Annotated in this window: 11 protein-coding genes; 2 read left to right on the top strand and 9 right to left on the bottom strand. The window is 61.5% G+C overall.

Annotated features, from left to right (window positions below):
* Positions 1 to 26: 26 nt before the first annotated feature.
* The 5 genes from NF78_RS21660 to NF78_RS21640 all read right to left on the bottom strand — a co-directional run bounded on the left by NF78_RS21660 (position 27) and on the right by NF78_RS21640 (position 7509).
* Positions 27 to 1472, bottom strand: a complete 1446-nt coding sequence (locus tag NF78_RS21660; RefSeq protein WP_035991584.1) for an Nramp family divalent metal transporter — start codon at positions 1470 to 1472, stop codon at positions 27 to 29.
* A 37-nt stretch (positions 1473 to 1509) separates the two neighbouring features.
* Positions 1510 to 1995 carry an MgtC/SapB family protein gene (locus NF78_RS21655; RefSeq protein WP_035991582.1) on the bottom strand — a complete coding sequence of 162 codons (486 nt, stop codon included), beginning with the start codon at positions 1993 to 1995 and terminating at the stop codon, positions 1510 to 1512.
* 8 nt (positions 1996 to 2003) lie between these two features.
* A complete protein-coding gene (locus tag NF78_RS21650; RefSeq protein WP_035991581.1) occupies positions 2004 to 2597 on the bottom strand; it encodes a hypothetical protein in 594 nt (197 codons plus the stop codon).
* A gap of 375 nt (positions 2598 to 2972) precedes the next feature.
* On the bottom strand, positions 2973 to 5075 hold the full coding sequence (locus NF78_RS21645) for a PhoX family protein (RefSeq protein WP_052050826.1): 2103 nt from the start codon (positions 5073 to 5075) through the stop codon (positions 2973 to 2975).
* A gap of 352 nt (positions 5076 to 5427) precedes the next feature.
* Positions 5428 to 7509 (bottom strand): di-heme oxidoredictase family protein, encoded by a 2082-nt coding sequence (locus tag NF78_RS21640; RefSeq protein WP_052050825.1) that lies wholly within the window; start codon positions 7507 to 7509, stop codon positions 5428 to 5430.
* A 257-nt stretch (positions 7510 to 7766) separates the two neighbouring features.
* Between NF78_RS21640 and NF78_RS21635 the strand changes: the two genes are divergently transcribed.
* A complete protein-coding gene (locus tag NF78_RS21635) occupies positions 7767 to 8183 on the top strand; it encodes a hypothetical protein (RefSeq protein WP_156119919.1) in 417 nt (138 codons plus the stop codon).
* Here NF78_RS21635 and NF78_RS21630 read toward each other — a convergent pair.
* Both NF78_RS21630 and NF78_RS21625 read right to left on the bottom strand, forming a co-directional pair.
* Positions 8155 to 8376: a hypothetical protein gene (locus NF78_RS21630; RefSeq protein ID WP_035991577.1), complete on the bottom strand. Its 222-nt coding sequence runs from the start codon at positions 8374 to 8376 to the stop codon at positions 8155 to 8157. The genes NF78_RS21635 and NF78_RS21630 overlap by 29 nt on opposite strands.
* A 12-nt stretch (positions 8377 to 8388) precedes the next feature.
* Positions 8389 to 9726 (bottom strand): ferric reductase-like transmembrane domain-containing protein, encoded by a 1338-nt coding sequence (locus NF78_RS21625; protein WP_197064939.1) that lies wholly within the window; start codon positions 9724 to 9726, stop codon positions 8389 to 8391.
* A 347-nt stretch (positions 9727 to 10073) separates the two neighbouring features.
* Here NF78_RS21625 and NF78_RS21620 point away from each other — a divergent pair, with 347 nt between their 5' ends.
* Entirely contained in the window at positions 10074 to 10553 is a 480-nt protein-coding gene (locus NF78_RS21620) for a DUF4168 domain-containing protein (protein WP_035991573.1), read from the top strand.
* A 458-nt stretch (positions 10554 to 11011) separates the two neighbouring features.
* Here NF78_RS21620 and NF78_RS21615 read toward each other — a convergent pair whose 3' ends face one another.
* Both NF78_RS21615 and NF78_RS21610 read right to left on the bottom strand, forming a co-directional pair.
* Positions 11012 to 11821 (bottom strand): bacteriorhodopsin, encoded by an 810-nt coding sequence (locus NF78_RS21615; protein WP_263970674.1) that lies wholly within the window; start codon positions 11819 to 11821, stop codon positions 11012 to 11014.
* A gap of 90 nt (positions 11822 to 11911) precedes the next feature.
* Entirely contained in the window at positions 11912 to 13444 is a 1533-nt protein-coding gene (locus NF78_RS21610; RefSeq protein WP_035991569.1) for an AAA family ATPase, read from the bottom strand.
* Between the last annotated feature and the right edge of the window lie 80 nt (positions 13445 to 13524).

The raw sequence follows: 13524 nt of genomic DNA, 5'->3' as shown, positions 1-13524 counted from the left end.
AATAGTTGCGTTTATGGAATTTGCGTTTAGAGATCCATGCCAAACCGCTCGATCATGAAATAGAGCACCGCCACCGCCGTGAAGAACAGCCCCGACAGCACCATGATCGGAGTGGCCAGCCAGCCGGGTTGCAGGTCTTCGGGCAGTTTAGTTTTGTTCAAATACAGCGTCAGTCCCACGATCACCGGGGTGTGTATCGCCGCCACGATGCCGCCCACCTCCAGAATGTCCACGGGGTCGCGCACCACAAAAAAGACAACCAGGGGCAGCACCGTCACGGTGACGATGACGTAGAAGTTTTTCATATTGTCGCGATCGCCCAACCAGCGCCGCCATTGGAGCCGTTCATCCCTGTGACCCTCTGGGGATGGCTCGGGGTTGAGGCGATCGCCCGCCAGAATCAGCGTCGCATCGGCAAAGGTGCGGGGCCAACCGTCCTGGTTGGCGACGATGGTGCCCCCCAGGGCAATCACAATGCTGACCAGCAGCAGCCAGTAGCCAAACTCGCCCCACACCTCCGACAGCAGCCGGGTCAGGTCTTCCGCCACGGCAATGCCCTCGGGGACAATGCCCTCCGGCTGCAGCAGTTCAGCCCCCAAAACCATAAAGGCGACAATCACCAGGCCGCCCCCGACCACTCCCACAATGGCGGTGGTGCTCATCACCCGCATCCACCGCTGCAGGCGATCGCGCCGCCGCTGCTGAAAGTCCTCGTCGTTGTCGTAGTCACCCAGATTGTCCGGGGGCTGATCGGCCCCCGCGCTATCTTCCACCGGCCCACCGTACTCCCTGGCCGCCACCCAGTAGGAAAACCACATGATCCCCGCCGCCCCCGCCAGAATGAAGCCCAGCCAGGGCAGCAAAAATTCAATGTCAAAGTCGTCGCCAATACCGGGCACCAGTCCGCCAGCGATCTCCCCCACGCCGGGGAAGACCTGGATGGCCGCCGCCCCCACCGCCAGAATCAACACCCCCGCCATTACCGAGGTGGCCTTTTCCACCTTGCTGTAGCGCCCCGATACCACCAGAACAGACGACAAAAGAATAATCGCCACCGCGTAAACGGCCTGGTTTCCTGGCAGGGCCAGCATCAGAGCACTGCCCACCAGGGCGGCAATGCCCGCAATAGTGACCACCGCCGCCACCACCTGGGGTAGAAAGATGAGCCAGATAGCCCAGTTTTTGGGGCCGGGGAGGTCCCGGTAGCCATCGAGGATGGTCTTGCCCGTGACCACGGTGTAGCGCCCCACTTCGCGGATCATCACCCACATAAATAGAATCACGATCAGCAACGCCCACAGGTACTCGTAGCCGTAGCGGGAGCCGACGCGGGGGGTAAACAGCACCGAACCCGACCCGACGGATGAAATCATCCACATCAGTCCAGGGCCATACCACTTCAGCTGTGTCCAACCGGAGGGCGGTTTGGGCGTGCCAGAGCGAACGTCCGGGCGGGCTTGAGTCTGTGTCATAGCTATGGTCGGTGAGTAGAATCTTGGCTGCCTGCGGCTACGGCTCCTCATCCTGGGATGAACGAGCAGAGGGCGGACGGTCAGACTTACCCATCTGTTCTTCGATCGGAGTCAAAAAGCGCAGGGTAAGATAGTTGACGGCGGTAATTAGAAGAGCCACTTCGTACTGGGCATAGGCCACAGCAGCCCCCAGTGCTCCAGTGGACCATACGCTGGCCGCAGTAGCGGTCCCGCGCACATTCACCCCTTCCTTCAAAATGGCTCCACCGCCAATAAAGCCGAGCCCGCCCATTAGACCTTGCAGTATTCGGGCTTTTGAATCTTCCCCCCCAGGGCCGATAAAACCAATAGCTGTTAGCACATAGCCGCAGCTGGCCACGGCCACCAGGGGAAACGTGCGCAGGCCCATGATGCGGGTAGATTTTTCCCGCTCCAGGGCAATGGGCAGTGCCAGCAGGAAGGCCAAAATCACCTTGAACCCATTGATCAAAAGTTGTTCAAAACTGAATTGCAACCAGTCCATGAATCGTTTTACCCCGTCGGGTTCCCCAGCCGAAACGAAATCCACAATCCCAGGTGCCTGACCCGGCAATCCAGGGCTTCCAGCCACCCGGCCAACTCATGGTTGCTATTGTGAAAAACGGAGTAGGTCTGGTCATCTCTCACCAAACGGAGATTGTTGACCTCGTTGAACACCTGCCCGGCGGGAATCTGCCGATCAAAGCGGCTATGGAGAGAGTCCTGGAGCTCCTCCACCCGCTCCAGGGGCACGTCAAAGCTCAAGATTTCGCCCCCCACCGCTTCAAAGGCTCCCCGGTACGCCTCCAGGGATTCAAACTCTCCCCATCCCAGGGCGCCGGGGGTGGGCCACAGCAGCGCCTGCAGGCCACTGAGCAGATCCTGCTCTCGGCGGGCGTAGTAGTCCCAGTCGCCAAAGCCATACTGCCGCCAGCGATCGCCCACCGGCATCAGCAGGCGGGCGTGGATGCCGATTTCCACCACGTGGACGGTGGTGGGGTTGGCGGGGGCAACGGGGGGAAGGATGGTCGCTGGCACCGTGACCCAGGCGAGAACCACCGTTCCCACCAGGGCCAGAAAGAAGAAAGCCAGCCGACGCTTCATCATAGGCCGAGGAAAGCTGTGACCATAGGAGTCCCTTAACCGCAAGGGTGTTAGCGACAGGGTAACGCATGATGGCAAGCGGGTTTTTGCCAGCATGGATGACACGCCCTAACCCACCCTATGGAGAGGCAGTAACGCCGGCTTATAGCCATCGCCAGAACTGGTAGGACATGACCCATGCCCCTGAAGCGATGGCTATAAGCCATTGCGCCGCCCAGTTTTTGCCTTTGGAAGAGGCCCATGTCCTAAGCCCAATGGCCATCGCTATAAGAGGGCCTGCGCGGAGACCGAGAGGACTATAGAACAAGCCCCCCAAGTAGGTGTCTTACCTACCCGAGGGGCCTGCATTCCTACCGAAGCTGGGGCAGTCCGGAATCCCTAGCTGCCGATGATGCCACCGTCGTTTTTGGTGATTACCACCGTGGCCGAACGGGGGTAGATCGCCGGGTTGCCATCGGGCCAGCGGGAGTTGACCTTGCCGGCGGCAAAGTCGGCCTCGGGGGTGGTGGCCCCCGGGTGCTGCACGTTGATGAACATCGTGCGCTGGTCGGGGGTGGTGATCACGCCCGTAATTTCCTGGCCCACAGGCCCCGTCAAAAAGCGGCGAATCTCGCCGGTGACGGGGTTAGCCGCCAGCATCTGGTTGTTGCCAAACGGCACAAAGTCACCTTTGTTTTGCTCGCTTTCACCGATATCAGTCTGAATCCACAGGCGGCGATCGGCGTCAAACCAGAGCCCATCGGGGCAGGCAAAGATATTCTCAGCGGTGAGCGACTGCCCCGAGAACTTCCTGCTATCCGTTTCAGGGCCTGCCAGCACAAACATATCCCACTGGAAGGTGGTGGCAGCGGGGTTGTTGCCCGTTTCGCTCCAGCGGACAATCTGTCCCCAGCGGTTTTCCGGGCGCGGGTTGGCCGCGTCGACCTGTTCCGCTGTCCGCCGTGAGTTGTTGGTCATGGTGAAGTAGACGTCCCCAGTGCTTGGGTCCACCGCCCCCCACTCGGGCCGGTCCATCTTGGTGGCCCCAACAAAGTCGGCGGCGGCGCGGGTGTTCACCAGCACATCGGCCTGATCCTTGAACCCATTGGCAGCGGTGAGGCCGTTCTGGCCGTGCACCAGGGCAACCCACTCGCCAGCGCCGTCGGCGTTAAACTTGGCCACGTACAGGGTGCCCTCATCCAGCAGTGCCCCGCTGGCGGTGGCCCGGCGGTAGGGCTGGGCCGACACATACTTATAGACGTACTCAAAGCGGGCATCATCGCCGGAATAACAGACGATGGGTTGCCCCTCCACCGGGGTTTGGAAGACGACCCCCTCGTGGGCAAAGCGGCCCAGGGCCGTGTGCTTCACTGGCGTGCTGTTGGGGTTGAAGGGGTCGATCTCCACCACGTACCCAAAGGTGTTGGGTTCATTGCGGTAGTCCTGGGTGGGGCTGGCGGCTTTGGTGGAGGCATCGAAGCGGGCATACTGGTCCAGACCTGGATTGGCCCGTTCCCAGCCAAAGCGGGAACGGCCCGTGGCCAGGCCGTAGCGCCGGTGTTCCCGGGGCAGGTTGGCCACCCGCTCCCCCTGGGGGTTGGTGGTGGAGTCGTTGTTGACGAAGTAGCCCGCCCAGTTCTCCTCACAGGTCAGGTAGGTGTTCCAGGGGGTAACGCCGTGGGCGCAGTTGTTCAGGGTGCCCCGGGTGCGGGTGCCGTTAGGGCTGTACTTAGTCTTCACCAGATCGCTGCCCCGCACCGGGCCGCGCAGTTCCATCGGCGTCATGCCGGTGATGCGGCGGTTGCGGCCATCCCGCTGGACGGCCCAGCTGCCGTTGGCCTGCTGGCGAATACGCACCACCGACACCCCATGGGCGTTAATTTCCTTCAACACCTCGTCGGCCGCTCGCCGCTCGCCCTGCATCGGCGGTGCATCCGAGTCGAGAGACATGCCGATCGCGGCTTTGTGCAAAAAGCGGGGCTCCACGTACTCGTGGTTCATCACCATCAGGCCATCGGTGGAACTGCCCTGGTAGGGGTCGCGGCCCTCGATCGGGAAGAAGTGCATGCCGTCGTGGTGCATACCCACCTGCATGCCCTGCTGGGCCCCGGTGTTCTCCAGCCGGTAGGCGGGATAGCTGCCGGTGATCGGCTCACCCCAGGGCAGAATGGTGCGGGCCGTGTAGCCCTCGGGCACCACAATGGTGTCGGCTTCGCTCACCGGGATAGGCTTGAACCCCAGCAGGGTGCGGCCTGGGTTGGCCTCGGCGGGCTGGGGGCGCAGCCCGTTGAGGGCGGGGCCAGCAAACATGGAGGTCACCGCCAGGGCCAGGCTGCCCTTCAGCATCTGGCGGCGCTGGAGGCGGCTGTGGAGCACATCGGCAAAGGTGGGATTGTTTGAATGATTGCACATTGGCTCGTCGCCGGGGCGCAGGTCGTCGGTGTTGACCGCTCCTTGCAGTAGACGGGAGTACTTCTGGCGTAGGTTGCGCTTGTCGGACATGGATAGGGCTCCTCTAGGGGGCCGGGGCAGAGGCCGCTAGCGGCGGTTCAGGCCAAAAATTGGCACAGCGATACCCAGGCACGGAATGCGCCCTTATCGTAGGCAGCCAAGTTTATCAAGCTAAGTAGGGATGATTATGGAAACCCTAACGATCGGTTAACTTCGGTTCCTGATTGGCTCTCCCGCTGTCCGGGGCATGTTCGAGAGTCATTGTGGGATACCCCATCAACTCAGCTGAGCTGATAGGGTAGCGGCTATTGGGCAGGTGCTGGTACTGCGATTGGGGGTTGTACCGAATCCTGTTTGGTTACCCCGGGTTGGGCAGGGCGCACGCCCCTAGGGGTTGGGCCGTTTAGGATGCGGGGTTGTGGGCGTCGGCTTTGCTGTTATCCGGTCCCAGGGCCAGGTTGGCCTCGGCCCGCTCTGGGCTCACCGACGGCGGCAGGGCGATCGGGTCGTCATCCAGGGACAGCAGGAAGTTAACCAGATCGGTCTGGTCCTGGGGCTGATACCCGGCCTGCTGGTCTACCCAGTAGTCGTGGCCCTGGCCGCTGACATTGGCCCGCTGCAGGTCGGGACTGGCTCGATTGACCTCCACCATCGGTTCCCGCAGATTGCGATCGACCAGCATGCGCAGGCTGGCGGCCGGGTCGGGTCTGATGCCCCGCATAAAGGTGCCCACCATGCCAATCTGGGCCGGGTCGGCGACGGTAAACCAGCCGTCTGGCTCGGGTTTGAGCGCGGTGGCGCTAGCAGCAACGCCGCCGTCGTGCAGGTAGGGGGCGTGCAGGTAGGCACCGATCAGCTTCATCACCTTGTAGCCTCCCTTGGGGTCACTCTGGGCGTAGGCGAGCTGGATGTCTTCCTTGGGGGTGATGTCGGTGGGCACCGGCAGCACCGCCGGGTCGGCGGGCAGCGGTACGGGCACGTTGGGGGCATAGGTGTCGGGCTCGACAAAAGCCTCGGCAAAATCCTTGGAGGCTGGCGCCCGCACCGGCTGGGTTTTCACTTCCCGCTGGGCAATCACCCGGTGGTTGGTGAAGTAGCGGCCGCTGTGGCAGGTGGCACAGTTGGCATCGTCAAAGAGTTTGGCTCCCCGCTGCACCGAGGCCACGTCCTGTACGATGTCGTTGGGGGGTGGGGCCAGGGTGTTTTGCCAGGCCGACATGCCGTTGAGTTGGGCGGCGACCAGGTGCCCGGGGGTAGCGGCCATCAGGCCGTTCTGCATAAACAGGGTGCCGTTGGGGTATTCCGGCATTTTGATGGTGGCGTTGAGGCCGGGGGCACCGGGGGTAGGGTCGATCGCGTCAAAAAATTCCGACGGGCGCGCCCCTTCCGGCAGCCGAAGGCGATCGCTGGCGGCGTTTTGGAACATGGTCCCCAGGTAGGTTTCCTTACCAATGCCCAGCACCTTTGGGGCGGCATCGGCGGTGGTGGTGGGGTCGGCATTGAGGCCAAAGACGGCATTGTTGAGGGTGGTCAGCCCGTGGAACCAGCCGATGGAGGCCACCCCGCTCCAGGCGTAGGGAAACGCCTCATGGGTATAGGAGGAGGGCACCTGGGCGGAGTTGTTGTTCATGTCGCCGTTGGAGACGAAGTTGCCCGGCGGCCAGGACAGCAGCGCCCCGTCTACGGCGGTCTCTAGCTGCTCAATGTCGGGCAGGTGCCCCACCTCGCCCTCGTCGTTGAGATAGGTGCGATCGCCCGCCGGCATCTCGGTAGGGTTGACGTCGGTCTGGCGAAACAGGGCCGCCGAGTTGGGCGCCAACGCCAGCAGCATGCCCAGGTTAACGTCGGTATTGGTAGCCCCTTCGATAATTTTGCCGGTGTCGGCATTGACGGTGGCGTGGCAGAGGGCGCAGGTGATGCCCACCTTGGGTCGGGCGTGGTCAATGTGGGTGACCAGCCCGAGGGGAAAGACGGAGCCCTTCGGCACATCCAGGCCGGTGTTGATCACGGTGCCGGCTGGAAAGGTGCGATCGCCCAGCTCCAGCGTTTCATCCAGCGTCACCTGCAGGTTGTCGGTGGGTTGTCCCTTCAGGGCCAGAATCGCTTTGGTCAGCTTGGGCAGTCCCAGGGGACCATCCAGAATGCCGACCAGGTCGGTAAACAACACTTCGTTGCCAAAGGTCTGCTGATAAAACGTCTCGCGCCCGAGATCCAGCAGATCCTCGGTGATTTCGACTGCCCCATTGTCAGGGGAAAGTTGCTGTTTGCCGGCTTCAGTTTGCAGCAGCTGGGCCGCCTCCGCCCGGCTCACGGTATGACCCAGGACGTCGTAGGAGCCCAGCCCTTTAGGGGCGGGCTGGGTGAGTGGGGTGTAGGTGGAGGCTAGATCCGGCGGTCGATTGGGCAGCGTCAGCTCTAGCTGGAAGCCCAGGAAGCCCGCCAGGACTCCCAGGGAGATCAGGACAATCAGGGTGCGGAGTGGCATGGATGCCTCCTCTAGTTCAGTGCAGCATATCTGTCGGAAATCAACGGTTGAAACTGGTCTGAATTGGGGTCTAACTCGGTCCAAAGTCGGGTTTAATCCGGCCCCTGGTTAGGCCAGTTTTGCTGTCGTTCGGTGGGGCCAGGCTGTACAGGGCAGAGGGGTCAGGGGTGGTGCTGCTCGGCGATCACGTCCTTCTCCGGTTAGATTTCAGCCCTCGGGTCCATCGGTATGGTGAGGGGATGAGTCGGAAAATTGCCATGTCAATGCGTCCATGGGTACAGCCTTTCTCAACCCTGGGAACGACCTTCTGGTTGCTCCTGCCGCTGGCAGGTGGCCTGTTCTGGCTGGTCGGCATGCTTGTTACAGAACAAGTTCTCCACCGGAGCGATCGCAGTGCTCAGCTCTTCCCTACCGAGCCCCTTGGCCAGGACCAGGGGAGCGACATTCGCCTGATCCGAGCCCGAGTCGATCGGAGCCGGGGCCTTACTGAGGTCGCGGTCAATCCCAGCGATCGCCAGGCCCAGAGCGTTGCGATCGAACTGGAAACGGCCTACCTGGATGAGGTGGAAAGGCAAATTGCCCGTGCCCTCAACCTATCTCCGGTCACCGTTCAACGGCTGACCCAGTACACCATTCACGACCCGCTCAGGGCTCAGCGCGAGCCCGGCGACTGACGTTTTGGAGGCTACCCTGGGAGTGATGCTCCTGGGGTAAGTGATGCTCCTGGGGTAGTTGAATCGCAGACATTCGCTCGATCTCCGGGTCAGGCACCAGCTGTCGGTTTTGAATCCAGGCAAATAGGGCGGCGGCGGCCACAAAAAAGGTGCTAATGCTGGCCACCAGTTGCAGCATGATGCTGTAGCGCATCGGACTTACTCCTCAAACCAGGTTGTAGTGTTCCATGTGAAGGTGGGTGACGGGCACCTCTAGCTGATGCAGAGCGCGCTCGACCTGGTCCATCATTTTGGGATTGGCGCAGATGAAGTAGTGGCGGCTGCCCCGGTGGATAGGGATGTAGCGTTCGAGCAGGTCCTGATCGACGTAGCCCGTTTCGCCGCTCCAGTCGTCCTCGGCGTTGCGCAGAACGTGCACCACCGTGAGGTCGAGCTTTTCCTTTAGCTCCTCCAGCTCTTCCTGGTAGGTGATGTCGTCCCAGGTGGAACTGGAGTAGATCAGCGAAAAGGGGCGATCGTCCTGGCGATCGGCGGCGGTGCGCAGCATGCTCATGATTGGGGTGATGCCAATGCCGCCCGCAATCATCACAAACCCGGCGGCATCCCAGTAGCGATCGAAGGTAAACACCCCGTAGGGCCCATCCAGAAACGCAACCGTGCCCGGTTTAACCGTTTTGATCTGGTTGGTAAAGTCGCCCACGGCTTTGATGCCAAACTCCAGGCAGTCCTCCTGGTCACCACTGGAGGCCATGGAAAATGGATGCTCACGCATGCGGAAGGGGGAAATGTTGAGGGTGAGCCAGGCAAACTGGCCGGGCTGAAAGGTGAACCCGTTGTGGCCCCGGGGGCGCAGTACCAGGGTCCACACATCGCCTCGCTCGGGGACGACTTTTTCCACCAGGTAGGGGTGCTGGGTCATTTGCCAGGGCTTGATCAGCCGGACAAAAATCAGCATCCACAGGGCCGCCAGCCCAAACAGGCTCCACAGGGCAATTTTCCACTCCAAACTCAGGTAGTTGCCCACCCCAAAGCCGTGGGCCAGCCCCAGCCCCACGGCGGTGACGGCAAAAATACCGTGCCACAGCCGCCAGGGTTCGTAGGGAATGTTGAGTTTTTTGCGCCAGATGGAGGTGACCACCAGCAGCGTCAGCGCCAGGGTGGCGATCACCGCCGCCCTGGCGCGCCAGGGGGCCTCAAAAAAGTTCAGCAGCTGCAACGTCTCTGGATCGGTGACAAATAAAATGATTGGGTGCACCAGAATCAGCAGAAACGCTACCACCGAGGTGTAGCGGTGAAACTGCAAAATCACGTCGATGCCGTAGGCGGATTCGAACGTGCGAATGCGGGCCGTGAGGGCAAACTGCAGCACCATCATGGCCAACCCAATGAAGCCCAGGGCCACCGAAAACTCCAGCCAAAACCCCCGCCCAGGGGCGGTGGGGTACAGCAGCAACATCAGCAGGGGAGACAAAATAATGGCCAGATAAATCCCGATCCAGGCCGTTGCGATCGCGATCGGGTTTCGCATTAATAAACTTCTCATTCCTCTTCTCCTATCCCCTCTCCTCCAGACTTCCAGCCAAACATGACCAAAAAGTGACAGGGCCTCACCGCTGCCGTGGGCTGGGAGGCGCTGTCATTTTCTAGTCACATTTAGCGCCAAGCCTATTTCTATACGTGCGCTCCATTCCGGGCCCAGGAACTCAAAACAATCAGCCCCAGTGCGCCACCAGAGAGTGAATCCAGGAATTTAAGACTGGGCGGTTGGTTCGGCTGCGGCCGTATTTCGTGGTGCCGCAGCCCACGGCACCCGCGCCTGCCCGGCAATCTCGAAACCTCTGAACCACCGCTCAACTCGACCGGACCCAACCCCCGATGAGGACGTTACCCATGCTCAAAGCAGCCCTGCTATCCGGATCGCTGGCCGCAGTCCTGCTGGGTCTGTCTGCGGCGGTTCTGCCCGCCCCAGGTCTGGCCCAGGCCCCAGCCCCCCAGACCACCCCCCTCGACCTGGATGACGACCAGCTCGATCGCTTCGTCAGCGCTTTACAGAGCGTTCGAGGGATTGAGCAGGCCACTCAGGCCGCGATCGTGGCCGCCGTTGAGGCCGAAGGGCTGACGATGGATGAGTTCAACCGTCTGGTGCAGACCCTCCAGGAATCCAATGGCGCTGAGCTACCGCCGCCGCAGGTTGCCCCTTTCCGCACCGCCGCCGAGCAGGTGGTGGCGATCCAGTCTGCGGGCTACGAGACCATGGCCGCGGCCATTCAAGCCGAAGATTTGACCGTGGAAGAGTTTGACCAGATTTTGTACCAGGCCCAGCGCGATCCGGTTCTGCTGGAGCAGATTAACCAGCGCTTGGCGGAGTAGGCCGCCTAGGGGCGAAGCCCAACCCACCGCCAGGTTCGGGGTGGGTGCGTCACGCTAGAGCACCGGTTCAGTATGGCTGCGATCTCGAATCTGTCATCGCAGGGTTTACAGATCCCTACCGATTCCTTGGCAGCACAAAAGTTTAAACCGATGATCGATCGCTCCTTTCCGTCAGGTCCAGGGCGGCCAATGTTCGCGTTAGCGCCCCAGCAGGGGCGACGCCTCTGGTCGAGGTGCTACTGGGGCCAGCGAAATGGCCCCAGTAGCACCTTGGGGCTTACCGCCGCAGTTGTGGCTCGCATGCCCATAGCCTTGCTGCACAACAAATACTGTACCGACGCTCTAGGCGATGACGCACCCTACACCATTAACGAGTTCTCCCTGAGTGGCTCCCTTGGGTTTCTCAATCCTGTGGGGTCAGGGGCAAATCGTGCCCATCGACCTGGCCCAGGACGGCGCTAACGGGAGTCTTTGAACCGGTAGCGGGGGCCTCGACGCTGCGACGGCTGCAGGGCGATGGGAATGCCCCAGATGCTGAAAGTGGAGCGCACCACATGGTCAGTTTCGCTAGCGGTGCCGGGGGCTTGCAGCGATCGCAGTCCGTGCAGGTCGAGAAAACTAAAGCCCACCTTCGAGAAAAAGGGTAGGACGCAAAACAGCAGGGTATCGGTGGTCTGGTTGATCAGCCCCAGGCCCGAGGGACCAATAATCCACACCACCGGGTAGCCAATCCACAGCACAGTAAAGTAAATCAGCAGCTTGTCGTACAGATCCGACAGTTCCTGCCCCTGGGCGCGGGTTTTAGCCCGCAGCGGTGCCCAGATGCCCCACATCACCACCAGAAAAGCCGCCACCCCACAGAAGTACCACAGGTACCGTACCTCCGTTCGCTCCGACAGATCGGCAATTAGCCCCGTCCCAATCACCACGACCTGGGTGCCCATCAGGGCCCCAATCAACGTCCAGTCTTTTTTGGGCAAAAACTGCATGGCCGTCCAACTCAGGGCCAGCAACAGCAGCGGCGTGGTCACAACCCAGTCCAGGTATCGGGCGTAGTGGGCCAACTGCCCCGCCGCCTCCACTTTGCCCTGCTCCAGAGCCATCGCCATATAGGCCAGCCCCGACCAGATTGGAATAAAAATAGCCACCGCGTATTCGTACTGGGGCACCCCCTTCGGATTGCGGCTGAGGGTCCAGAAGTGCAGCGCCCCCAGGGCCATTCCCCCCACATACAGCCAGTGCAAAATTGCCTGCCAGTCCATAACCATTAAGCCCTCCCGTAAGGAAATGTGTTCCTTCAAGGTCAGCAGCAAATATGACAGGGAGGTGACAGGCGATCGCGGCCAGGCTGACAGCCCCTAGCGAGCCACCACAAAGCGCTCCTGGGCGATCGCCCGCAGCCGCTGAATGTCCTCGCGGCGGGTCACCGAGAGGGGCACCGTGCGCTTAATCTCTTCGAGCAGCAGGGCGGTGTCGGCGGCCCGATTTTCGTGCAGGGCGCGGTAGTAGGCGGTGATCACCGCCTGCTCAATCTCGGCTCCGCTAAAGCCCTCCGTGGCCACCACCAGCTCATCCAGGTCAAAGGCGTCGTGCCCCTGCTGCCGGCGACCCAGGTGAATGGCGAGAATATCGCGGCGCTCAACAGCCTCGGGCAAATCGACAAAGAAAATTTCGTCAAAGCGTCCCTTACGCAGCAGCTCAGGGGGAATGGCCGACAGGTCGTTGGCGGTGGCCACCACAAAAATTTCCTGGGATTTCTCCTGCAGCCAGGTAAGAAAGTAGCCAAACAGGCGACGGCTCAGCCCGCCGTCGGCCTCGCCGCTGGTCTGGCCCATGCTTTTTTCGATTTCGTCAATCCAGAGAATGCAGGGGGCCATGGTTTCGGCCATGGTGACAGCGCGGCGAAAGTTTTTGTCGGACTCGCCGATGTACTTGTCGTAGAGGCGCCCGGCATCGAGTTTGAGCAGGGGCAGCTGCCACTGGCGGGCGATAGTCTTGGCCGCCAGCGACTTGCCGCAACCCTGAATGCCCACAATCAGAATGCCCTTTGGGGCGGGCAGGTTGTACTGGCGCGCCTGGGGGGTAAAGCCCACCCGGGCACAGTTGAGCCAGCCCTTGAGCCCCTCAAAGCCGCCTAGTTGGGCCAGGTTGGTCTCGGGCGGGAAGTAGTCGAGCAGCCCTTCTTCGTGGATGACGCGGGCTTTGCGCGCCAGCACCCGCTTAATGTCGTCGGCGTTGAGTTTGCCGTCGTGGAGGGCGGCGTAGGACACCACTTTGCGGGTTTGGCTCAGGGTCATGCCCTGGAGTGCCTTGACCAGGGCGTGAATGTCTTCGGGGGTCAGCTCTACCTTGACGCGGCCCTTCAGCACCCGCACCACCTCCGACACCGCCCCATACAGCTCCTCGGGTTCGGGCAGCTTGATGTCGAAATAGACGGCATCGTGGGCAATTTCGGGCGGTAGGGTCTGGCCGCTGCCGCTGATCACCAGGGTCGAGCGGTGGTGGGAAAACTGATCGGCCACTTCCCGCAGCAGCCGCGCCACCACCGGGTCCTTGAGGTGGTGGGCAAAGTCCTTGAGCCAGAAAATCGCCTTCAGATTGAGGTCTTGAATGTGGCGCAGCATGTCGATGGGTTCGGCGGTTTTGGGCAAGGCCTGGCCGCGCCTGGTGCCGGGGGGCGTGTACTCGTTCTGCCAGCGGTTGTCCGGGCTGTCGGGCGATCGCATCAGCCCCTGGGCAATGCTCCACTCAAAGGCCGCCATCTGCATATCGCTACAGGCCGCGCCGATCAGTTTCTGCACCCGTTCCTCTTCGAGGGTGTCGATCACCACAATGGGATGAAACGAGGTGATCAGGGTTTGAAAGTGCTGCACGCTGGTTTTAAATGACATAGCCGCCGCCAGTAACGCCAGGGGGCTGTCATCAATGGACCGCTACGGTTGACACGCTGATGACAAGCCCTGGGACTAAA

It is taken from the genome of Leptolyngbya sp. KIOST-1, assembly GCF_000763385.1.
GTDB lineage: Bacteria > Cyanobacteriota > Cyanobacteriia > Phormidesmidales > Phormidesmidaceae > Nodosilinea.
This window is presented reverse-complemented; position numbering and strand designations above follow the sequence as displayed.

Bases quoted from the DNA above. Each gene is read 5' to 3' on its own strand.
- NF78_RS21660 (WP_035991584.1), bottom strand. From the start codon at position 1,472: ATGACACAGACTCAAGCCCGCCCGGACGTTCGCTCTGGCACGCCCAAA.
- NF78_RS21655 (WP_035991582.1), bottom strand. From the start codon at position 1,995: ATGGACTGGTTGCAATTCAGTTTTGAACAACTTTTGATCAATGGGTTC.
- NF78_RS21650 (WP_035991581.1), bottom strand. From the start codon at position 2,597: ATGATGAAGCGTCGGCTGGCTTTCTTCTTTCTGGCCCTGGTGGGAACG.
- NF78_RS21645 (WP_052050826.1), bottom strand. From the start codon at position 5,075: ATGTCCGACAAGCGCAACCTACGCCAGAAGTACTCCCGTCTACTGCAA.
- NF78_RS21640 (WP_052050825.1), bottom strand. From the start codon at position 7,509: ATGCCACTCCGCACCCTGATTGTCCTGATCTCCCTGGGAGTCCTGGCG.
- NF78_RS21635 (WP_156119919.1), top strand. From the start codon at position 7,767: ATGTCAATGCGTCCATGGGTACAGCCTTTCTCAACCCTGGGAACGACC.
- NF78_RS21630 (WP_035991577.1), bottom strand. From the start codon at position 8,376: ATGCGCTACAGCATCATGCTGCAACTGGTGGCCAGCATTAGCACCTTT.
- NF78_RS21625 (WP_197064939.1), bottom strand. From the start codon at position 9,726: ATGAGAAGTTTATTAATGCGAAACCCGATCGCGATCGCAACGGCCTGG.
- NF78_RS21620 (WP_035991573.1), top strand. From the start codon at position 10,074: ATGCTCAAAGCAGCCCTGCTATCCGGATCGCTGGCCGCAGTCCTGCTG.
- NF78_RS21615 (WP_263970674.1), bottom strand. From the start codon at position 11,821: ATGGTTATGGACTGGCAGGCAATTTTGCACTGGCTGTATGTGGGGGGA.
- NF78_RS21610 (WP_035991569.1), bottom strand. From the start codon at position 13,444: ATGTCATTTAAAACCAGCGTGCAGCACTTTCAAACCCTGATCACCTCG.